This window comes from Streptomyces tatrensis (assembly GCF_049310065.1).
GTDB lineage: Bacteria > Actinomycetota > Actinomycetes > Streptomycetales > Streptomycetaceae > Streptomyces.
The window spans coordinates 20,189-39,239 of the sequence record NZ_JBMDLB010000010.1 but is presented as its reverse complement, the minus strand read 5'-3'; the positions used below and the strand labels follow the sequence as shown (position 1 = coordinate 39,239).

At 70.1% G+C, this 19,051-nt stretch carries 27 protein-coding genes; 2 read left to right on the top strand and 25 right to left on the bottom strand.

The annotated features are described in order from the left end of the window. The first annotated feature begins 157 nt into the window (after window positions 1-157). Window positions 158-562, top strand: a complete 405-nt coding sequence (locus ACODT5_RS15680; RefSeq protein WP_422519910.1) for a helix-turn-helix domain-containing protein — start codon at window positions 158-160, stop codon at window positions 560-562. A 62-nt stretch (window positions 563-624) separates the two neighbouring features. Here ACODT5_RS15680 and ACODT5_RS15675 read toward each other — a convergent pair whose 3' ends face one another. The 3 genes from ACODT5_RS15675 to ACODT5_RS15665 all read right to left on the bottom strand — a co-directional run bounded on the left by ACODT5_RS15675 (window position 625) and on the right by ACODT5_RS15665 (window position 1,847). Then, the gene (locus ACODT5_RS15675; protein ID WP_422519909.1) at window positions 625-948 is read right to left on the bottom strand and encodes a hypothetical protein; all 324 of its coding nucleotides are present in this window, start codon (window positions 946-948) and stop codon (window positions 625-627) included. Next, a complete protein-coding gene (locus tag ACODT5_RS15670; RefSeq protein ID WP_422519908.1) occupies window positions 945-1,412 on the bottom strand; it encodes a glycine-rich domain-containing protein in 468 nt (155 codons plus the stop codon). The genes ACODT5_RS15675 and ACODT5_RS15670 overlap by 4 nt, the downstream gene beginning before the upstream one ends. 108 nt (window positions 1,413-1,520) lie before the next feature. Beyond that, a complete protein-coding gene (locus ACODT5_RS15665; protein ID WP_422519907.1) occupies window positions 1,521-1,847 on the bottom strand; it encodes a DUF6415 family natural product biosynthesis protein in 327 nt (108 codons plus the stop codon). A gap of 103 nt (window positions 1,848-1,950) precedes the next feature. Here ACODT5_RS15665 and ACODT5_RS15660 point away from each other — a divergent pair, with 103 nt between their 5' ends. Continuing rightward, window positions 1,951-2,988, top strand: coding sequence for a helix-turn-helix domain-containing protein (locus ACODT5_RS15660; protein ID WP_422519906.1), 1,038 nt, complete (start codon window positions 1,951-1,953; stop codon window positions 2,986-2,988). On the opposite strand, the gene ACODT5_RS15655 is transcribed toward ACODT5_RS15660, so the two are convergent. The 22 genes from ACODT5_RS15655 to ACODT5_RS15550 form a co-directional block, all read right to left on the bottom strand. Continuing rightward, window positions 2,978-3,229 (bottom strand): hypothetical protein, encoded by a 252-nt coding sequence (locus ACODT5_RS15655; RefSeq protein WP_422519905.1) that lies wholly within the window; start codon window positions 3,227-3,229, stop codon window positions 2,978-2,980. The genes ACODT5_RS15660 and ACODT5_RS15655 overlap by 11 nt on opposite strands. Window positions 3,230-3,335: 106 nt before the next feature. Beyond that, the gene (locus tag ACODT5_RS15650) at window positions 3,336-4,943 is read right to left on the bottom strand and encodes a hypothetical protein (RefSeq protein ID WP_422519904.1); all 1,608 of its coding nucleotides are present in this window, start codon (window positions 4,941-4,943) and stop codon (window positions 3,336-3,338) included. 10 nt (window positions 4,944-4,953) lie between these two features. Next, the gene (locus ACODT5_RS15645) at window positions 4,954-5,172 is read right to left on the bottom strand and encodes a hypothetical protein (RefSeq protein ID WP_422519903.1); all 219 of its coding nucleotides are present in this window, start codon (window positions 5,170-5,172) and stop codon (window positions 4,954-4,956) included. Between the two features lie 42 nt (window positions 5,173-5,214). After that, on the bottom strand, window positions 5,215-5,478 hold the full coding sequence (locus tag ACODT5_RS15640; RefSeq protein ID WP_422519902.1) for a hypothetical protein: 264 nt from the start codon (window positions 5,476-5,478) through the stop codon (window positions 5,215-5,217). 21 nt (window positions 5,479-5,499) lie between these two features. Continuing rightward, the gene (locus ACODT5_RS15635; protein ID WP_422519901.1) at window positions 5,500-6,423 is read right to left on the bottom strand and encodes an N-acetylmuramoyl-L-alanine amidase; all 924 of its coding nucleotides are present in this window, start codon (window positions 6,421-6,423) and stop codon (window positions 5,500-5,502) included. After that, the gene (locus ACODT5_RS15630; RefSeq protein ID WP_422519900.1) at window positions 6,423-6,680 is read right to left on the bottom strand and encodes a hypothetical protein; all 258 of its coding nucleotides are present in this window, start codon (window positions 6,678-6,680) and stop codon (window positions 6,423-6,425) included. The genes ACODT5_RS15635 and ACODT5_RS15630 overlap by 1 nt, the downstream gene beginning before the upstream one ends. A gap of 63 nt (window positions 6,681-6,743) precedes the next feature. Next, a complete protein-coding gene (locus tag ACODT5_RS15625) occupies window positions 6,744-7,265 on the bottom strand; it encodes a hypothetical protein (RefSeq protein WP_422519899.1) in 522 nt (173 codons plus the stop codon). A gap of 11 nt (window positions 7,266-7,276) precedes the next feature. Then, window positions 7,277-8,503, bottom strand: a complete 1,227-nt coding sequence (locus ACODT5_RS15620) for a poly-gamma-glutamate hydrolase family protein (protein WP_422519898.1) — start codon at window positions 8,501-8,503, stop codon at window positions 7,277-7,279. 3 nt (window positions 8,504-8,506) lie between these two features. Beyond that, on the bottom strand, window positions 8,507-11,218 hold the full coding sequence (locus tag ACODT5_RS15615) for a hypothetical protein (protein WP_422519897.1): 2,712 nt from the start codon (window positions 11,216-11,218) through the stop codon (window positions 8,507-8,509). A gap of 11 nt (window positions 11,219-11,229) precedes the next feature. Then, window positions 11,230-13,449: a phage tail protein gene (locus ACODT5_RS15610; protein WP_422519896.1), complete on the bottom strand. Its 2,220-nt coding sequence runs from the start codon at window positions 13,447-13,449 to the stop codon at window positions 11,230-11,232. Between the two features lie 32 nt (window positions 13,450-13,481). Beyond that, window positions 13,482-13,778, bottom strand: a complete 297-nt coding sequence (locus ACODT5_RS15605) for a phage tail assembly protein T (protein WP_422519895.1) — start codon at window positions 13,776-13,778, stop codon at window positions 13,482-13,484. A gap of 50 nt (window positions 13,779-13,828) precedes the next feature. Continuing rightward, window positions 13,829-14,194, bottom strand: coding sequence for a hypothetical protein (locus ACODT5_RS15600; RefSeq protein WP_422519894.1), 366 nt, complete (start codon window positions 14,192-14,194; stop codon window positions 13,829-13,831). An 8-nt stretch (window positions 14,195-14,202) separates the two neighbouring features. Next, a complete protein-coding gene (locus ACODT5_RS15595) occupies window positions 14,203-14,625 on the bottom strand; it encodes a phage tail tube protein (RefSeq protein ID WP_422519893.1) in 423 nt (140 codons plus the stop codon). 15 nt (window positions 14,626-14,640) lie between these two features. Further along, complete coding sequence (locus tag ACODT5_RS15590) at window positions 14,641-15,042, bottom strand: DUF3168 domain-containing protein (protein WP_422519892.1); 402 nt, start codon at window positions 15,040-15,042, stop codon at window positions 14,641-14,643. Continuing rightward, complete coding sequence (locus ACODT5_RS15585) at window positions 15,039-15,419, bottom strand: HK97-gp10 family putative phage morphogenesis protein (RefSeq protein WP_422519891.1); 381 nt, start codon at window positions 15,417-15,419, stop codon at window positions 15,039-15,041. The genes ACODT5_RS15590 and ACODT5_RS15585 overlap by 4 nt, the downstream gene beginning before the upstream one ends. A 1-nt stretch (window position 15,420) precedes the next feature. Further along, window positions 15,421-15,747: a hypothetical protein gene (locus ACODT5_RS15580; protein ID WP_422519890.1), complete on the bottom strand. Its 327-nt coding sequence runs from the start codon at window positions 15,745-15,747 to the stop codon at window positions 15,421-15,423. 9 nt (window positions 15,748-15,756) lie between these two features. Beyond that, on the bottom strand, window positions 15,757-16,095 hold the full coding sequence (locus ACODT5_RS15575) for a head-tail adaptor protein (protein WP_422519889.1): 339 nt from the start codon (window positions 16,093-16,095) through the stop codon (window positions 15,757-15,759). After that, window positions 16,092-16,685 carry a head-tail connector protein gene (locus tag ACODT5_RS15570; protein ID WP_422519888.1) on the bottom strand — a complete coding sequence of 198 codons (594 nt, stop codon included), beginning with the start codon at window positions 16,683-16,685 and terminating at the stop codon, window positions 16,092-16,094. The genes ACODT5_RS15575 and ACODT5_RS15570 overlap by 4 nt, the downstream gene beginning before the upstream one ends. A 16-nt stretch (window positions 16,686-16,701) precedes the next feature. Then, window positions 16,702-17,022, bottom strand: coding sequence for a hypothetical protein (locus ACODT5_RS15565; protein WP_422519887.1), 321 nt, complete (start codon window positions 17,020-17,022; stop codon window positions 16,702-16,704). Between the two features lies 1 nt (window position 17,023). Continuing rightward, window positions 17,024-17,404: a hypothetical protein gene (locus ACODT5_RS15560; protein ID WP_422519886.1), complete on the bottom strand. Its 381-nt coding sequence runs from the start codon at window positions 17,402-17,404 to the stop codon at window positions 17,024-17,026. Between the two features lie 15 nt (window positions 17,405-17,419). Next, window positions 17,420-18,262: a phage major capsid protein gene (locus ACODT5_RS15555; protein WP_422519885.1), complete on the bottom strand. Its 843-nt coding sequence runs from the start codon at window positions 18,260-18,262 to the stop codon at window positions 17,420-17,422. 18 nt (window positions 18,263-18,280) lie between these two features. Continuing rightward, complete coding sequence (locus ACODT5_RS15550; RefSeq protein WP_422519884.1) at window positions 18,281-19,033, bottom strand: hypothetical protein; 753 nt, start codon at window positions 19,031-19,033, stop codon at window positions 18,281-18,283. Window positions 19,034-19,051 lie beyond the last annotated feature (18 nt).

Below are 19,051 nucleotides of genomic sequence, written 5' to 3'. Positions count from 1 at the left end.
ATCAGGCGGCCTTGGTCTCCCAGAAGATGCGGTCGATCGGAGGGGAGCCTTGGGGCACACCTCGCTCACCTGCACACACGTCGCTGACCAGGCATCCAGCGGTGTCGGCATCTCGCAGGAAATAGCAGCAACTAGCAGCGTCGCGCATCCTCTCCCCATGATCATCTCCCATTCCGTCTCCCACCTCTCCCACCCACCCAGGAACGCAAAAGACCGCCCGCCCGCCGGGGGTGCTCGGCGAACGGACGGCCGTACTTGGTGCGCCTGCCACAGAAAAGCGTCAAATCTGACGCTGACACACGATGTCGCAGGTCAGAGTGTTTGTCGAGTGCCCCGTGAAGTGCCCACCTGGATCCTCGACCGTCGACAGTCCTTGGGTGACCGCGTGCGCGAACTACGCAAAGCCCGGGGCTACAGCCAAGACGTTTTCGTGAAGATGTCCGGTATCGACCGGCGCACCTTCCAGCGCATCGAACGCGGCGAGAGCGACCCGACCTACGGGACCTTGCTCATCATCTGCAAGACCCTCGGCGTCTCACTCCCCGAGCTCGTCAGGGAGTAGCCCCGGCCGCCGGAGGGATTGCCAGCCGGGGCGGTTCTCGGGGCGGTCCGGTGGTCCTGCCCTTACACGGGCGGGCGGCCGGGGGTCGGGGTGGGCGGCGGCGACGGCAGCGGCGGACCGGGGTCCGGCGGGAGCTGCGGGCCGCCAGGGCTACCGTGCTTACCCATCTCCAGGGTCATCTTCAGTTTCCTTCCGGTGAGCTTGTAGATGCCGAGCGGGGGGAACAGGTCGACGCGGGCCGGGTAGCCGGCCTCCGCGCACGGGATGCACAGCAGATCGCGGCCGTGAGCGTGCGCGGCGGTACGGGCCGTTTGGACCGGCCCCCGCCAACAGGCCTCGCAGGTGATGACGTCCGTCGCGGACGTGGGGAACTCCGTGGCGATCACGTCCACATCTCCGGATCTTCGACGAAGCCGGTCCGGTGGATCGCGGCGACCGTCCGCTCGAGCCAGCCGGGCGCGATGGGCGCGGCGCCGGGGAGGGTCGGGTAGTGGTGCACGAACACGCCGAGGCGGGCGCCCACGGCGTAGTGGATCTCCGTGTTCTCCAGGAGCGCGTGGAGTCCCTTGTCGACGATCACGGAGGGCGAGAGGCGCTCGTCGCTCTGGGCGGCCGCAGCAACGAACTTGAGGGTCTCGACGATGACCTGCTCGCAGTACACCCAGCCGAAGGCCGGCTCGTTGCGCGCGAGCGTCGCGGTGACGGTCATGAACTCGTCGGCGTCGAGGAGGCCGCGGGCGTTGCGGTCGCCGGGCGCAGCGGTGAGCACGCTGCCCGTCACTGCGGGCGTCGGGGTTTCCCCCTTGCCGGCGCTGCACGGCGGCGGCGGGGGGTTGGGTGGCGTTGACATGCTTCTCCCTTGGTCGTGAGGAAGGTGCGGTCTAGCGGGTGCCGACGACGATCACGGCGAAGGTGCCGAGCACGATCACGACGTACAAGACCTGCCGCAGGCGCTCAGTCACCGGGCGCTCGACGGACGCTGCTCGCCGAGCGTCGAGGCCATGGTCCGGATGATGCGGGCGAGGCCGCGGGCGTGATTCCAGTTCGCGTGATCGCCGTGGCCCAGTGGGCCCGAGTCGACGAAGTAGGCCCACTCGGTCAGGGCGGCGCCCGCGCGCTCGGTGCGCTGGGCCGCCGGGATCTGGTTCACCTGGGCGTGGAGCTCGGTCCCGGCGGTGATCAGGTCGTCGACCAGGTGCGCCACGCCCTCGGCGTCGGGGCGCTCCGAATAGGGCGCCAGAGCCCGCGCCGCGAGCTCCTCAATCGTGTGCGTCTCGCCGGTCATGCCGGTGCTCCCTACTGTCGTCAGCGGGTGGTGAGACAACCGTCCCGCGACGGGGAGCCGGATCCGATACACACCCTTGTATCAGCGGGCGTATCGTGCGGACATGAGCCGTCAGACACCCTGGGCTGATCCGCGTCTGCGTGCAGCGTGGGCGCTACAGGACTGGGCCGCGATCCTCCTCGAGTACAGGCGCGCCGCTGGGCTTTCCCAGCGGGCCCTGGAAGTGGTAATCGGGACGTCGCAGCCGCACATCTCCGCGATTGAGCGGGGTCGCTGGAGCCCCACGTCGCCGGACGTCATCGCTCGGCTGACCGAAGGACTCGACGTGCCACCGGAATTGATAGGGCTGTCCCCCGCCGCCGCTGGCTGGGCGCCGCCGCCCGAGCTGCGGGAGCGTATCGCCCACGGGCACGCCACCGGCCGCACCGACCTCCGTACCGCAGACTGGATCGGCCGTGTCCTGGCCGAGCACCGGAGGGCTGAAGACGAGGTTGGCGGCGGGCAGCTGTGGGCCGTCGTCCGCACGCAGCTCGACAGCGTCACCCAGCTCATCCCCGCGACGACCGGCGAGGTCGCCGACCGGCTGATGCTCCTCGCCGCCGAACACGCGCACTGGCTGTCCTGGGTCGCGTTCACCGAGGGCGAGAAGGGGCCCGCGCTCGCGTGGCTCGACGTGGCGCACGGCTGGGCTGTCGACGGTGGCCATACCGACATGGCCTCGTGGGTCCACCGTGTCCGGTCGCACTACAGTCTCAAATGGGGCGACCCGAGGCGCGCGCTCCGCACCGCGGAAGCGGGCCGGACCGGCCGCCTTTCGCCGGCGGCCGCCGCAATCGCCGCGTATCAGGAGGGCATGGCCGCGGCCGCGCTCGGCGAACGGGATCGGGCCCGTCGCCTAGCCGACGAGGTTGTGACCCACGCGGGCGCGGTGCCCGAGGAGGGCGACCGGCCGGGCTGGCTGTACTGGCTCGACCCGGACCGCGCCCAGCTCCAGGCGGCCAACATCAGCTTCGCGTGCCGAGACTGGGGGCTCGCCGCCGACCGGCTGCGCGAGGTACTGCCAGCGCTGGAGGGCTACCCCCGCGACCGGGCCGTGTTCCAGGCGCGGCTGGAGGATGCGGAGCGGCACCTCAGTCGGTGACGAGGGGCATGCTCACGACGTACACGGCGGACCCTTCGGGCAAGGTGGCCTCGATGGTGCGGTGCACGTCGGCCATGTGCGGGCCGTAGTGCATCTGCTTGCCGCCGGAGACCCATCCTTCAACGGGCTCGGGATCGGCGAGCTCGAAGCGCTCTGTGCGCCGTTCCAGGTCAGCGGGCTCGTAGTCGTCGGGGCCGACGCCGGGCGGGATGATCGCGTAGGTGATCTCGTAGAGGGCCATGCGGCAGATCGTAACCGCGGGGCCCGACAGGATGGCCGTGCTGAAAGGCCCCTGAACGCACAAATGCGCCCCCTCCCGCCCGTAGGCGAGAGGGGGCGATGTGCGGTCAGGAGATGCCGTACCACTGGCTGCCCCACCCGGTGTTGATGATCGTGGTGGTCTGCGAGGACAGGGTCAGCGAGCCGGGCAGGCTGGTCTGTCCGGTGAGCATGTTCGAGTAGCGGAGCGCCCCCGCCGCTAGATTCGCGTTGACGGAGATGCCGGCGCCCGTGGCCTTGAACGTGAGCCCGTTCGTTGCCCAGGTCGATCCGCTGCCGAGCAGCATGGCGATGTAGTAGTGGCCGGGCGCCGCCACAAACGGGACGGCCAGGGGCAGGGCCTTGGCTGTGGCACCGGTCATCAGCGAGCTGGAGATGTCCGCCGTGACGCCCTTCAGCGTGCCGCTGCTGTCGTAGACGCCGAGGTAGCAGTTCGACAGCGAGGCCGCGGCGTCGATCCCGGACAGGCCGATCCAGATGGACGACCAGGTGATCTGCTCGCGGATCGGAACTTTGACGAGCGTGATCCGGCCCGCGACGCCGGCGCTGGACTGAGCGGTGACGTGCCCGGCGTCGTTGGGGTCGCCGGTCCACGTGAGCAATCCCTGATCCGCCGGCCGCGGCAGCCATGATCCGGCTGCCGAGCCGCCGACGGGGCCGAAGTTCCACAGCCGCATCCCCCACGGATACTGGGTGTTGGCGTACACCCGGCCCGTGCTGGTGCCGCTGTGGACGAGGGCGATGGTGACGGTGCCGGAGCCGTCGATGTGGCCCGCCTGCACGGTGAACATCTCGGACATGATCTTGGAGAAGCTCACGCTGGGGTACAGCCACGGGGCGCCCTCGGATAGCGGACTGCTCGTGTTGGAAGAGCCGTAGATGGAGATGGCGCCGGCGCTGGTCAAGAGGGCGATGTCCATGAAGTGGCCGCCGTTGTACATCATCCCGAGGTCCACGTCGATGCGGTCCCCGACGGCGGCCGGGATGCTGCACTGCAGCGGAGTCCCGGCGCTGGTCTGCACGATGATCCACGGCGTGGACGAGGGCAGGTCGGTGACGGTCCCGTCCGTGATGTTGGCCTGAGCCATGGTGATGACCGTCCCGGAGGCGCCCATCGCGCCCTGGGGGCCGGCGGCGCCAGCGGTTCCGGCCGTCCCGGCGTTGCCCTGCACCCCCTGAATCCCCTGCGGGCCCTGGTCCCCCGTGTCGCCCTTCGCGCCGGGAGCTCCCGGCGCGCCTGGCGCTCCGTCCGAGCCGTCGGCGCCCGGCGTACCCGGTGCGCCTGCAGATCCCGCCGGGCCGGTCGGTCCTGCAGGGCCGCGGACGTACCCGACGTCCGCGGGGTCCGGATCGACGAGCTCGGTGACGTCGATGCTGTCGACGCCCGCCTCGAGGGCGAAGGGCCGGCGCCGGTACGGGCGGCCGTCGATCCGCTCCTCGATGACCCACAGCCGTCCGGTCGCCGGCTCCACCCCTGACGCGTCGGTCGTGACGAGCGCCTGGGCGATCACGCCGTCGACGAGCGGGAGCGTGGCGCCGCCGGTGAGAACCTGGGCGCCGGTCTCGTCGGTCCACACCCCGGGAGACGGGGTGAGGATGACGCACCCGGTGCAGGGGACGCCGGTGACCGGGTTGGTGTAGCGGCCGGTAACGACGCGCGTCGTGGGAAGCGGCATGACGGGCCTCCTACCGGGCCATCAGAGCGAGCGCACCCGTGACGGCCCCGCCCACACCGGCGAGGACGCCGATGGTGGGCAGGGGCCAGCGGGACCGCTCCAGGGTTCGTATCCGCATTTCGTGATCTGAGAGGTCGGTGCGGATGTCTTTGGTCTCGTCGAGGATGCCGTCGATCTTGCTCTCGATCCGACCTACTGCTTGTGCCAGCCCCCTCACCTCCTGATACATCTGAGCTGGGCTGATGTACACGCCGGGATCGGGGGTGGCCACTTAGACCCCCCGGGCCGTTGACGCGCTGTTCGGGTCGCCGAGGAGCCGGGCGGCCAGACCCTTGAGCAGGGTGCCGGTGGCGATGAGCCCGGCTACGCCCACCGACTCCCAGAAGGAGGTGGTGAGCATGTCGGCCGGACCGGACGCGACGAGCACGCCGCCTACTGCGGTTGCCCCGGTCCACAGGACGCGCTCGGCCAGGTCCTTGGCGTACGTCTTGCCGGTCCGGATGACGTAGCTGGCGGGGGGAAAGTTGTCGGACATGATGATCTCCGTTCGGGAGGGTCAGGTGTTGGGGACCTGGAGCTTGTTCCAGGTCGTCGGTCCGGGCGGCCACGTCGCGGCGTCGCCGGTGTAGCCGAGCGAGCGCTGGTAGGCCTCGTAGGCGTTGACGTCGGCGCGGCCGAGCTTGGGGCCGGCACCGACGGAGTAGTAGCGGCCGAAGCCGCGGGCGATGAGCCGGTTGCCCATCTGCGTGAAGATCGGCGAGACCTTGCCGAGCGCGGCCGAGGTGCCGGCCATGAAGAACGCCTTGCCCGGGTACGGCTCGTAGCGGGAGGCGGGGGGCGGCGTGGGCGTGGTCGGCGGTTTCGTCGGGGTGGAACCCAGCCGGGCCGCGACCCGGTCCCGCATCGAGGCCATGGTGAAGCCGCGCGGATCCGACTTGTCGTCGCTCCACTCCAGGTGCCCGATCGTGGACTTGGCGCTCCAGCCGTGCGCCCGGCACAGCGCGGCCGAAGCGCGCTCGATCGCGTCGAGCTGCACGGCCGGCCAGGGGTCCTTGCCGTCGCCGAGGTTCTCGCACTCGAAGCCGTAGAAGCGCGCGTTGCCGTCGACCCCGTCGGAGTTGCCGACGTCCGGGGCCGGCGGTCGGGTCCCGTAGTTCTCGGCGATGACCGCGGCCAGGGTGTCGGGGTCGCCGCCGCCGGCGTGGTTCGCGCGGCCGTAGCCGATGAGGTGGACGATGCCGTCCTTGGTGATGACGCCGTGGCAGAGCGGGCCGGGCAGCTGGTCGTAGCCTGCGCGGCACAGCTCGACGGTGTGCGCCGCGCCCTTGCTCACGGTGTGGTGGATGACGATGCCGTTGAGGGGCCCCCAGGCGCCCTTGTGGTTGCGGTTGTGGGTGCGCCAGCCGGGGTGTTCCTGCACGCGCACGCCCTCGGCGAGGAGCGCGGCGAGGAACCGGTCGGCGGAGAGCGGGTCAGCCATCACACACGCTCCGGCCAGTGCCAGGTACCGCCGCAGTGCGTCGCCTCGTCCTGAAGGACACCCTTGTTGAAGAACATGCCTTCCGGGTTGAGGACGCACAGGTTCACGTGGCCGACGAACTTTCCGTCGGGCCCGGGCTGGTACTCGTCGACCTCGGTGATGACCGCGGCCCGGCACTGCGAGGGGTACTCACCACCCGGGGTGCCGTAGCTGACGTAGTGCACGATCCGGCCGACAGACGGCTGTGGTTCAGGCATGAGGGCCTCCAGGGCATGAGAAACGCCCCGGCCATCAGGCTCGGGGCGTCGGGGTGAGGTAGGTCAGGCGACGCGGGTCAGTAGGAGCCACGACCCAGCGCGCATGATCGACGGGGTCGCGTTGCTCGTAATCTGAGCCCAGTTCAGCTGCAGGTCTCCGGCCGCGCTACTCGTTACGAGGCGCCCTGACAGCGTGGCTGTCATGTAAGTCGCATTCTCGGCGGCCGCGCCACCCAAGGGGAAAGCCGTATTTCCCTGAATTTGCCGGTCGACGACGATTCCTGAACTCGCGATGCCGGTGGTGCCGCCTTGAATTTGGGCGTGTGCGATCCAGTCCAGTGTCGCGCTGGAGGGTACCGTCCAGCCGATTTTGATGTCGGCATCCGAGCGTGCCGAGTAGAGGAGCATTCCGCTCAGGATGTATTTAGCGAAGCTCTCCACCGGCACGAGCAACGCGTTGTCGTTGGCGTTGGTGGTCGATGACGTAACGGGCTGGTCTGCCGACTTTTCGACGTACAGGGGCTGCATTGCGTCGAGCTGGGAAGCCTGAATCCACCGGCCTGGCGTCGCGCTGGGATAGACCATTTACCTTCCCCTTAGAGTGCGATGATGGCGCGTTGCGCGAGCCGAAGTTTCGCCCCGGACGCGTGCCCTTTGGCGATGCCGTTGGCGCTGCGGATCACGGTCATCTGCTGCGGTGACGACACCTGGAAATCGCCCCACGCCACCGTCACCGGGAGTGTGTTGCTGTTGGTGACGGACAGAATCGAGCGGGTGCCGATCTGCCCGGCCGCGCTCAGGTCGGCGTCGGTGGTCGACAGGTGCCAGGCGTAGGGCTCCGGGTCACCGACCCGCCAGACGCGGGCCCTAAGCGTGGTGCCGGTGGTCTCGAAGCGGACCCAGAACCGGGCGCCGGCGGCATGGGTGTGGCCGGTGGTGTACGTCCCTGCAAGGGAGGTCTCGGTCCCGGCCAACCGTTTCCGAAGGGTGAGTAGCACCTCCTGGGTGGCGGAGAACTCGACCCGCGCCAGGTAGGTATTGCTGGCGTCCGCCCAACGGGCGGCAAGGGAACAGAAGTGGCCGCCGCCGACCGCGAGTTTGTCCGTGCCGACCGTGGCCAGGAGATCCACGTTCGCGCCGGGCGCGCCTATCGTTGCCCATCGCGAGTTGTTGGTGTTCGTCAATGACACCAGGCCGTATCCGATGACGGCGTTCTGTACGGCAGTTGCGTACCTGTAGAAGGCTGCGGTCCGCTGCCCGGAGTCGCGCATCGCGCGGCTCAAGTCGCCGTTGGGGAAGAAATCGGCCCTCTGCTGCCGGGACATTTCCAGCTGCACGCCAGCCGCGCGGAGATTCTTGTTGCAGATGTTGTCCGGGTCGTCGCCCGCAATCTCTGAGGCGGCGTCCGTCACCGCGAAGCCGGCGGCCCTCAGCCCGTAGGCGATTCGGGCGCCGAGTTCCTCGTCGAGGCCGCCGAGCGCAGTCACTGCATACCCGCTCACCCCCGTGTAGCCGTGGAAGCTGAGGGTGCGGTTGCTGGCTGCCACGAGTGCGAGACCACCGGGCTCGTCATAGTTGGTGCTCGTGACGTGCAGGTCCTGATTGCCGCTCGGTTTCCAGCCCTCTAGGTAGTAGAGGGCCATCGTCGTGCCGCCGCCGGACACCTCGTGGGCCAGCTCGGAACTGCCCGCCTCGATGCCTCCGCCATGGATCGCGATCGCCGCGTACGTCGCTCCCGTCGGGGTGATGGACGTCAGGTTGTAGTCGACGCCCGCTACCTCGGCGGCCGCCAGCTCGGCCCAGTTGTCGTACAGGTCTCCCATCGCTCACGCCCCCTGCACGCTGAAGTCGCCGGCGGCGCCGCCCGATGTCGTCCACGTCTGGCCTGAGTCGGTGGTGCCCCAGCCGGAGGTGACCAGCCGCTGATAGCGGTCCTGTCGGCTGCCGTTGATCATCGTTACGGTCATCGCCTCACCGCCGACCAGCACGTCGAAAGGGGCGTCGAGGATGTCGGTGGTCCACAGCCGCCCGACCGGAGTCGTGGTCGTCACGACCGTGTCGTCGCTGTTCACGCTGGCGCCGAGGGTTGTGCCGTCCGACTCCGCGCGGCTGAGGTCCGGGTCGTCCAGCACGGCCACGGTCCACGGGCCGGCGGGCGAGCAGGCCAGGACGATGTCCCAGCTGCTCGGGTGCCCGAAGGTCTCGGTGTACCCCTCGACGAGCAGGTCGATCGGGCCGGGGGGAAGCCAGTCCGGGGCGTTGATGATCTGGATCCGGTCGCCGATGTCGAGCGCCAGGACGGCCGGGATCAGGGCTGGCGCTGCGGCCAGGTTGATGTGGACTGTCGGGTACCGGGCCCCATCCCACGTGCCCAGGTGCAGGCGCCAGCTGGCGATGTCCGCCAGCTGCCCGTCCGTTGCGACGGAGATGGTTTGCGCCTCGTCGTAGACGCCGATCCCGTCCGGCGGGGCGAGCACCGACAGCTGGCTCGCCTCGTCGACAGCCCGCGCCGAACTGCCGCCGGGCCGACTGACGGTGATGTCGTTGCGGATTCTCTGGTCGTCGTCTGTCGGTTCCAGCGGCGGGGCCACATGGCCTTTCGCGTCGTAGTCCAAGGTGAGCGCGACCGGCTGGTTGTAGAAGGACTCCCGCGATCGGTACTGCAGACCCAGCCTGTCACGGCTCTCGAAGAGCACGCCGCCGTCGGCGCGCTCGCACTCGCCGAGGAGGGTGAGCAGCCGGTCCGGCCGCTGTGGGCCCAGGGCGGTCGGCGCCCAGTCCGTGGTGAGGGGTACGCCCTCCTCGGTGCTGAGCCGTAGGAGACGGCTGTTCGCGCTCTCGCCGAGCCACCCGTCGTCCGCGCGCTCGTACACGCTCGTGTTCGCGCTGTCGAAAACTGCGAGGTGGCCGAGTCGGACGTCGGCCGCGAGGGGTCCGCAGGTGGTGGCGATGCCCGTGATCCTGCCGGCCGAGGCGGCCACGGTGGCGGTGTCCCCCCATCCGGTGCCGCTCACGTCGATCCAGCCCAGCCGGTAGGTGACGGAGCCGCCGCTGGTTTCGGCGGTGAGCTCCAGCCGGTTCCAGGACCCGTGAAAATCGATCGTGACAGCGGGGATGCTGAACAGCACGGCGCCGGTTGAGGTGTACCCCTCGAGGAGGATCGATCCGTTGTCGACGTTGAGGGCGATCGTCTGCGCCGTGCCTGAGGTGCTGAAGGTCAGCAGGCGTGTCGAGGACGCCGGTGCGGCCGGCCAGTAGAAGACGCAGCCGAGCATCCACTCGCCAGTCGACGTGTGGGCTGGCACGGTCCCGAGCATGGTGGCTGCAGCCGTGAGGCGGGGCAGCGAGGCGGACCCGCCCAGGGAGTCATCGGCCGCGAACTCGAATCCGGTCAGGGCGAGGGGAGCGACTCCCGCCAGAGGGGAGTAGGCCTGTGCTGCGTCCCGGCCGTCCTCCATCGGCCAGTACGCCCTGGGCGCCCCGACGGTGGGGATGCGGCGGCGCAGCGGTGAGTCCAGGGCTTTGGCTCCCTGGCCGAGGCGTCGCAGGATGCCGGCACCCTCGGCCGGTACGTAGACGTCCTTGTCGGAGACGTCCCATCGCGACGGCCAGGCCGACACCTCGGCGTGCAGGCGGTACTCGCGGGTGGTGACCGCGGCCTCGCCGGCGACGGTCCACGTGCGGCCGGCCGAGTCGGCCCACGACGTGGTGCCCGGGGTGAGGGCCCGGACGTCGGGGCTGGCGACGAGGGTTCCGCTGATGCCGGCGCGGAGCTCCGCCCGGTGCAGGCGGCCGCGCCAGGGCATGCGGTTGCCCGCGGTGAAGACTTGGGTGGGCGCGATCTCCAGCGGGGCCGTGCCGCTGTGGATGCTGGTCGTGCCCGTGCCGGTTGTGGTGCCGACGAGATTCCAGGGCCCGGCGAGGGAGTTTGCCCAGTACATCGTGACGGTCCAGCCGCCGGACCCGTTGTTGACATCGAGCGTCGCGCGCAGGGCCGCCCGGTGGGGCAGCTGCGGCAGGTCGACGCCTGCGGTGATTGCTGCTGCCGACAGGCCGGTCGGCGACCACGCCAAGACGCCCAGCCCGTTTTGGATCCGGAAGATCCACGACCGGTTGCCGTCGACCGCGGACCACTTGCCCATCAGCGTCTGGTGGACGGTCCACTCCCAGCCGGCGGTTGCCTCGACCGCGACGTCGAGGTCGCTGACGATGTCGAGGCTGCTGTGATCCGGCGTCGCGACTATGTCTCCGGAGACCCCGGTCATCGCGAGGTAGGACTCCGGCCCGGCGACGGAGACGCGGAGCGGGGTGTTCCTCCCGATGAGTCCGTAGTTCGGGGAGCTGGGGCTGCGCGGAGAGTACAAGTTCTGCCGGTTGTCGAGGTGGAACGTGACCTTCGCCGGGTCTACGCGGGCGGCCTCGTCGGGCCGGCCCCGCTCGAGCATGAGCGGGGCCCGCGCGTACAGGCTCGCGGGCGTCCAGATGCCGCCGATCTGCAGCTCGGCGAGGAGCTCAAGCGGGGTATTCGGGAAGACCATCGGCTCTCCTCCTATCGTGCGCCGCCGAACGCTGTGCCAGGGTCGCCCTGCCCCTTGGTTCGGACGATCTTCGTGATGGCGGTCTTGAACGCGGAGTCGGCGCCGCCGAAGTCGAATTGGACAACCGCTCGGGCTGCGGGCTGGGCGCGGGCTGTGGGCTGGCCTGCCTTGGACATGCCGGGGACGGTCACCATCTGGCGCATGGCCGCGTCCAGTGCGCCCTGTCCGGACTCGGCGCCCTGGATGATTCCGGCGGGGATCCACCGGCCGACCTGCTTGGCCATCACCTTGGAGGGGCTGGAGATGCCGAGGGCCTTCGCGATGGGGCCGGGGATCAGGTTCTTGGCCCAGCCGATGAGGGTGGAGCGGAGCCAGCCGCCCATGGACTGGATGCCGCGCCAGAGTCCGGACACCACATCGCGGCCCTTGTCGACGAGGAGGCTGCCCAAGTTGCCGATCGCGGCGGAGATCCTGCCGGGCAGGCCGCGGACCCAGTTGACGAGCTCGGTCCCCTTGGTGATCGCGCCCTGTTTGATCGCCGACCAGTGCTTGATCATGAGGCCGATCGGGGTGAAGTTCAGGAAGGCGTTGTAGATCATCCCGGGGATTTTTGACAGCCAGTCGATGATCGCGTTCCACGCGGTGACCGCGCCCTGCTTGATCGTGTCCCAGTGCTTGATCATCAACCCGACGGGGGTGAAGTTGAGGAACGCGTTGTAGATCTGGGTGAAGGCCCACTTGATGCCGCCCCAGATCGCGCCCCACGCGGCGATCGTGGCCGCCTTGATCTTGTCCCAGTACGTGTAGATCAGCGCAGCCAAGGCGATCACGCCGAGGATGATCCAGCCGATCGGGCCCATCGCGATCAGCCACTGGGCTGCCATCGTTGCCGCCCAGACGATCGCGCGAGCGGCCATCAGCGCGAACTGGACGATCGCGGTCGCAGCAGCCCGGGCGACGGCGGCCACCCAGGTTCCGATCGCGGCCAGCGCGGACCCGAGCCATGCGGCCGCGGTGCGGGCCGCTGAGGCGACAGCGGCGGCCCCGAGCCGGGCGTAGGTCATGAGGCCGAAGAGGAGCATTCGCCCCCAGCCGGCGATCGCCAGCCACGTGGAGGACGCCATGATGCTGTTGGCCAGGGCCACGCCTGCCGCGCCGAGCCGCCAGGCCTTCATGCCCAGGACCACGGCGGCGATGGCGAGTGCCAGGTTCTCCAGCACCCACGGGGGAAGGGCGTTGATGAGCTCCGCCAGGTACACGGCGACCATGGTGGTGATGCCGATCAGCGGGGCCAGGGCGACGAGGAGCTTGCCCACGGCAAGGGCGAGGGTTCCCAGGATCTCGGCGCCCTGCTTGGCCAGGGACACGAACTCGGCGAAGCCCTTGCTGTCGGACAGGCCCTTGCCCCAGTCGGCGAAGCCCTGCGTCATCGACGCGAAGCCGCCCGACATGTCGCTGCTCATCGGCGTGAACGCCTTGATGATGCCGCCGATGCCGATCGCGATGTTCCTCAGTCCGCCGAGGAAGTTCTTGAGGTTCTGACCTCCGGTCTTGGCCATGGACTCGGCGAACTTCTCCAGGCCCTTGCCCTTGGTGCTGCGGTCGATCTCGCCGATGAAGTCACCGAACGCTTTGGCCGCGGCCTTCACGAAGGGCGTCAGGAGCGGCAGCAGACGCCGCAGCAGGTTCAGCCCTTGCGTGTACACGGGCATGGTGCTGCCGGCGAGGCTGTCGGACCACTCCTCGTGGGCTTCCTTCAGCCGGGACTGCGCCAGGGCCGCCTCGGCGGTGGCCTTCGGCATGCCGGCGGTCTGCCGCTGGTAGGCGGCCTCGGCGTCCTTGGTCTTCAGGCGGCTCGACTGGTACGCCTTCTCGGCGGTAGCGGCGAGGTCGGAGCCCGACTTGCGGAGCTTGTCGGCCAGGGCCTTCTTCCTGGCCTCGTTCTCCTCCGCCTTGGCCAGGTTGTCCGCGGCCCCCGCGGCCTCCTGCATCATCGCCTTCTGCGGCTTCACCGCGAGCTGGAAGGCCTTCACGGCCACCCCGGCGGACGCGAACGCGGCGACGAGCGCGCCAACTCCCGCGGCGACCGCAGCCAGGGCGGGCACACCGATGCCGAGGCCGGCGATGCCCTTGGCCAGGTTGGTCAGGTGGCCCTGCGCGGCCTGCGCGCCGGCCCTCAGCTGGTCGGTGTCGATCCCCAGCCGGACGGTCATGGAGGCGAGGGTGGTCACGGTCCACCCCCTCTCAGGGACGAGATATGCGGTTATCCGGAGGAGGAGGCCGTGCCGACTGTGCCGCCGAGGGCGGTGTTCGCGGCCAGCGCCGCCTGGAAGAGCTCCTCGGGGCGCTTGTGTACGCGGGCGTCCCAGCGGGGGAGGAACGCGACCGGGGAGAGCGGCTTGCGGCCCTTGGCGCGCTGGGAGTTGACGACCGAGGCGGAGACGAGTGCGGCATGCAGGTCACCGCGCAGGCCGCCCAGGGGGCCGGTGAGCTTCTCATACGCCTGCCACTCGGCCAGCTCGGCCGATCCGGCCTCGGCCAGGAGACGGCCGACGGTCATGCCGAGGTGCGCGGCCAGCCTGAAGTAGAACTGGCGGGCCGGCCGCGCTCTCAGTTTCCCGTGAGCTCCGCGACGTCGTCGGGGCCCAGCTTGGACAGGCGCATGGCCGTGTCGCACACCCGCTGAAGGGCTTGGCCGGACTTCTCGCCGAGCCGCTTGACCTCGGCGGCGGACCGGAACAGGGGCCGGCCCTGCTCGTCGACGAGGGAGGCGGCGGCCAGGCGGGCCCGGAACCCCTCCAGCCCCTCGGCGCGGACGGATGAGCCGTCCTTGCCGAGGAAGCTGGCCTCGAACTTGTCGCGCTCGGTGCCGGGCAGCTCGCGGACCCGGACGGTGCCGCCCCACTCGGGCACCGGAACGTCCTCGTAGGCGAGGTCGGAGGCGCCGAGGATCTGGTCTGCGGACAGGTAGGTCATGTGGCGCCTCAGCTTCCGGTGGTGATCGTGGGCTTGCCGGACACCTTGAAGGTGAGGGACGCGGCGAGCTTGTCGTCGTGGGGGGCTTCCGGTTCGATCGCGGTCAGCAGTGCGGCGAAGGACCACTCGCCGAGCGTGCCGGGCCACACGACCTTGTAGTTGCGCGGCAGGGAGTCCGCGAAGTCGGCGAAGAGGCCGTCGTGCTCGCGCGGGTCGTAGTTGACGTCGATGGACACCTCGCCGCCGTCCTTCAGGCCGCCGATGTGCTCGCGCCACGCGTCGGTGGAGTCGTGGGCGGTGACGTCGATGGTCTCGCGCTCGAGCGCGGGCGGGGTGATGTCGGTGACGTTCGCTATGGGGGTGAAGTTCTCGGTAGGGGTGGCGCCGTCGCCGCGCTGCAGCTGTGTGCCGAATGCGTCCAGACCAGCCATGGGTCTGCCTCTCTTTCAGATCTTGGTGAGCCAGACCCGGTAGGTCACGGAGATGTGCCGGATGGCGGGGTCGGGGTCGCGGAGCAGGGTGTGTGCGTCGTGCGCGATGGACACGTCCTGGTACCCGGCGACGGTGAGCGGCTGCCGGTCCAGGACGGTGTCTGCCGCGTCGAGGATCTGAGCGGCCTCGGCCCAGCCCCGGTAGCGGGACCAGACGTCGAGGGTGATCTGGGCCGCCAGGCCGCGCTGGTTGTGCGCGTCGTCGGCCCGCTCGGTGATCGAGCCGATCGTCAGGTACGGGAACGGGGCGTCCTCGGGTACCTCGTCGTAGACGCCGGAGACCAGGCCCATCAGCGTTGCGTGCCCGGTCAGTTGGGAGTACACGGCCACCTGCAGGGGCCACAGGGCGGTGGTCACTCGGTGACACCTCCCAGATGCCGGCGGAACGCGGCCCGGTAGGTGCGCGTGACCAGCGGCCGCGCCTCGTTGAACGCGGGCACGAGGTAGGGCTGGGCGGCCATCTTCGAGGTGCCCTTCTCGACGTACAGGGCGTACTCGACAGCGGGCTGATCCCACACGCCGACTTCGGCCCGGCCCCACTGCTCGGCAACCTTGGTGTTGAGGTCGCCGTGGAGGGCTCCGGAGGCGCGTGGCGCCTTGTCCTTCGCGCCTGCCTGGACTTCCTCAGCCCACGTGTTCAGGGTCTCGGTCCGGGCCAGGCGCATGGTCTCGGGGATCCGGGCCACGGCCCGGCGCGCACGCTCGAGGCCCTCCAGGCGGAACCTGCGGGCCATGTCAGGGAAGCTGGACCACGGCCACGGTGACTGTGGTGACCCCGGAGTAGGTGATGGCGGCCCGGCCGGTGGTCGGGTCCCGGAACACGGATTTGAGGGGGAAGAACGCCGCGCCGGACGCGGGGACGGCCTGCGCGGCATCGGCAACGGCGAGGTCGCCGACCGTGCCGGGGGTTGCCAGGGTGACCGTGACGGACCCGCCGCCGCCGTTGCGGACGTGCAGGTACAGCTTCTCGCCGACGGGGGCCTGGTCGCCGCCGCCGGCCGCCGCGGAGTAGGTGGGCTGCAGCCCGGACAGGGGCATGCGCTGTGATGCCAGAATCGCCATGAGGGGTCCTCACGTTTCGGTGGTGGGCTGGCGGACCGTGCAGTCCGCCCGCAGGTAGGTACCGGGCGCAGACGGCTCGAAGACGGCGTAGACGGCGACCACCCGGCCGGGCGGTCGCAGCTCGTCGCCGCGGCGGACGTCAGTCCCGGCGGGGAAGTACCAGGTTTCGACGAGCACGGTGCCCGCCTGGTGGGCCGCGGTGCGCTCGCGGGCGGACGGCTGGGACCGGCGGGCCCGGTGGGTGCCGGCCAGCGTCCATGCGGTCTGCTGTCCGCCGCCGCCGTCGTTGACGAGGCCGACCCGCCAGGCTTCCACGGTGGTGTTCAGGAGCCGGCCGACGCGGCTCACCGCGACCTCACCACGCCGGCGCCGCCGCCGAAGCGCGCGGCCAGCCGCTCGAGGAGGTAGTCCGGCAGCTGCATTTCGGAGATCAGGCCGGTATCCCCGTAGGTGACCGCGTAGTCCCCGATCCGCTCGGATCGGATGTCCCGCGCCGCGAGGCCGAGCCCGTCCGGCTCGGACCGGTACGCGGCCAGGGCCGCGGCGGTCATGCGGCACACCAGGTCGATGATGTCCGCGGGCACCGCCGGGAGGCCGTGCGTGTAGGTCACCTCGACCTCGGACGGCCCGTCGGCGGCCGTCCACCCGGCGGCCCGCCACAGCACGCCCGAGCGCAGCCGCCAGTCCGTGACCGTGACGCCGTCGATCTTCACCAGGGTGACTGCGGTGATAGGCAGGCCGGGCAGCCGGAGCCGCTGGTCTGCCTCGCCCTCCAGCGTGATGGTCGAGGTGGCCTGGGAGATGGGGCCCCCTGCCGCATCGCGGATCGCGGTGGAGGCGACCTCGAGGTAGGTGTCGACGATGAACGACTCGCCGTCGAGGAGCGTCAGGCCGCGTGAGCTGAGGTCATCGACGGTGGCGAGGGGAAGCAGCGTCATCCCTGCCTCCCCTCGGTCACTGCGCCAGGTCGATCAGGTCGGCCTTGGTCAGGTTCGCCGCGTCCTCGGCAGACAGGTGGCCCTGCCCGACGACGTAGGCGATCCACTCGGCCTTCGGTGCGGCCTGCGCGGGACGGCCCGCAGGCTCGGGAGCGGGCGGCTCGTCGCCGGACTCGGCCGGCGCCCGGGCGGTCAGCCCCTCGGTGAAGGGGCTGCCGTCCTGGTGGACGCGCACGAGCTGCCCGCGCGCGTAGCGGTCGGCGATGGACTCGTGGAGCGGCAGGTCCATGGCGTGGATGGCGCCGCCCTCCCCGCGGAGGTAGATGGTCTCGGCCATGTCAGGTGTTCCGGGGGATGCGGAGGATGTCGATGGTGCCGACGAAGCCGGTCTCGAAGTCGATCAGCATGGTGCCGTCGTTCTGGATGAACCGGCCGGACTCGAAGGGCCCGAAGTAGCGGACCCCGGAGGTGAGCGCGACCTCGACGGTCAGGTCACCCTGCCCGGCCGCGAGCGCGGGCGGGTTGTCGCCGGCGCGCACGATGAGGTCGTGCGCGGTGCTGTCGGTGTGGGTGGCGCGGATGATGGTCAGCTCGGGGACGGCGTTGGCCACGACGACGCCGTTGGTGACGAGCGTGGAGTCAACGGTCGTGGGGCCGGTGGCGCCGTTGAGGGAGCCGTTCGGTACCAGGTTGCGGTACGCGACTGCGGTGCGAGGCATGGGTCAGAGCTCCGATCAGGTCTTGGAGGCGAGCAGGGTGACGAGGTGCGTGGGCCGGATGACCTTCGCGCCGTACAGGTGCAGGCCCTTGATCGCGTCGCTGAACGAGGACTCGGGCTTGTAGGCCTCGGTCTTGTTGATCTGCTCGGCGTAGGAGATGGCCTGCGGCACGCCGGCCTGGACGACGAAGTCGTCGCCGGTCGGGTTGGGGGCGGCGTTGGACTGGGCCAGGTTGAAGCCGAGCGCGCGGCCGATGAACCCGTTCTGCAGGGGCTGCGTGGACCCGGACGCGGACGCGTCGAGGAACTTGCTGTCCTCGAGGAGCAGGGAGAAGAACCACGGCGGGGCGATGAGGTAGCGGCCTTCCTCGGGGATGTCCGCCTCGTCCATCTTCAGCTTCATGAGCCGGATCTGGGTGTAGGCCAGAGCCGCCGTGGTGACGGAGACGGTGCCGAGCTGGTTGCCGGCGGCGGCCTGCGTGTACAGGCTCGCGACGTGGGAGTCCGCTACCCGTGCCAGGCCGTAGGCGGCGCGGGACATCGCCTCGGGCATCACGTTGCCCTTGGCCTGCCGCTTGTCGACGTCGTCGACCTTGAAGGCGAAGTACTTCGACTGGTCGACGGTCAGCGTGCGCTGGGCGTCGGTGAGCTCCTCCGGCGTGATCACCGTGGAGTTCGCGGTGTAGGTGCCGATGGTCGGGTCGGAGATCGACGTGATCCGGACGGTGTCGCCGGAGTCGGCGATCTCGCCCTCGTAGTCTCGGTTGACGACGCCCGGCTGGGCGTAGACGAGCCGGGTGCGTGTGGCGACGAGCAGTCGCGCGCTCCACACCTCCGGACGGAATCGGGTGATGGCCACGGGGGCCTCCTTCTCTGGTTAGCCGGCGCCGAGGTACTCGTCGAGCTGCCCGGCATCCTGGGCCTTGACGATCTGCTCGGCAGTCATGGTTTTCAGGTCGCTCTCTCGGAGCTGCTTGGGCCGGCCCGCCTTGCGCGCTGCACCGCCGTCGCCGGAGCCCTGGAACCTCTTCGCCGTTGCGGCTGCCAGGTAGGGCTTGTTCTTCAGGAGGGTCTCGATCGCATCGGCGATCTCGTCCTCGTCCACTGACCCGTCCTCGTCGACCTCGAAGGTGCCGAGGTCGAGGAAGGTCAGCGCGTCTTTGGGGTCGGCCAGGCGGCCCTTCGCGGCGGCCCGTACCTCGGCCTTGAGGATCCGCGTGTTGGCCGCGGCGGTCGCGGCGGCGGTTGCCTTGACCACTGCGTCGTCGCCCTGGCCGGTGGTCATCTTCTGTTCCAGCTCGCGGCGCTTGTCCCGCTCGGAGCGCCACTTTCCCTTCATCGCGGCCAGGGCCCGCTTGCCGCGGTCGCCGAGCTGGTCGGCGCCGTCCGGGTCCGCGTCGTCGTCCTGGCCGCCGCCGTCACCGTCGCCGTCTTCAGCGTCGTCGGCGGCGCCGTCCTCCTCGTCCGTACCGTCCTCGTCGGTGCCGCCGTCCTCTCCCTCGTCGTCCTCGGCGCCGCCGCGGATCGGCCAGATCGGGTACGGCTGCTCGTCGTCCTCGCCGGGGCGGGCCTTGCGCCAGCCCAGCGCGCGGGCGCCGGTGAGCGGATGGGTGGGCAGGGGTGAGTGCATGGTGTCTCCCATTGCGGG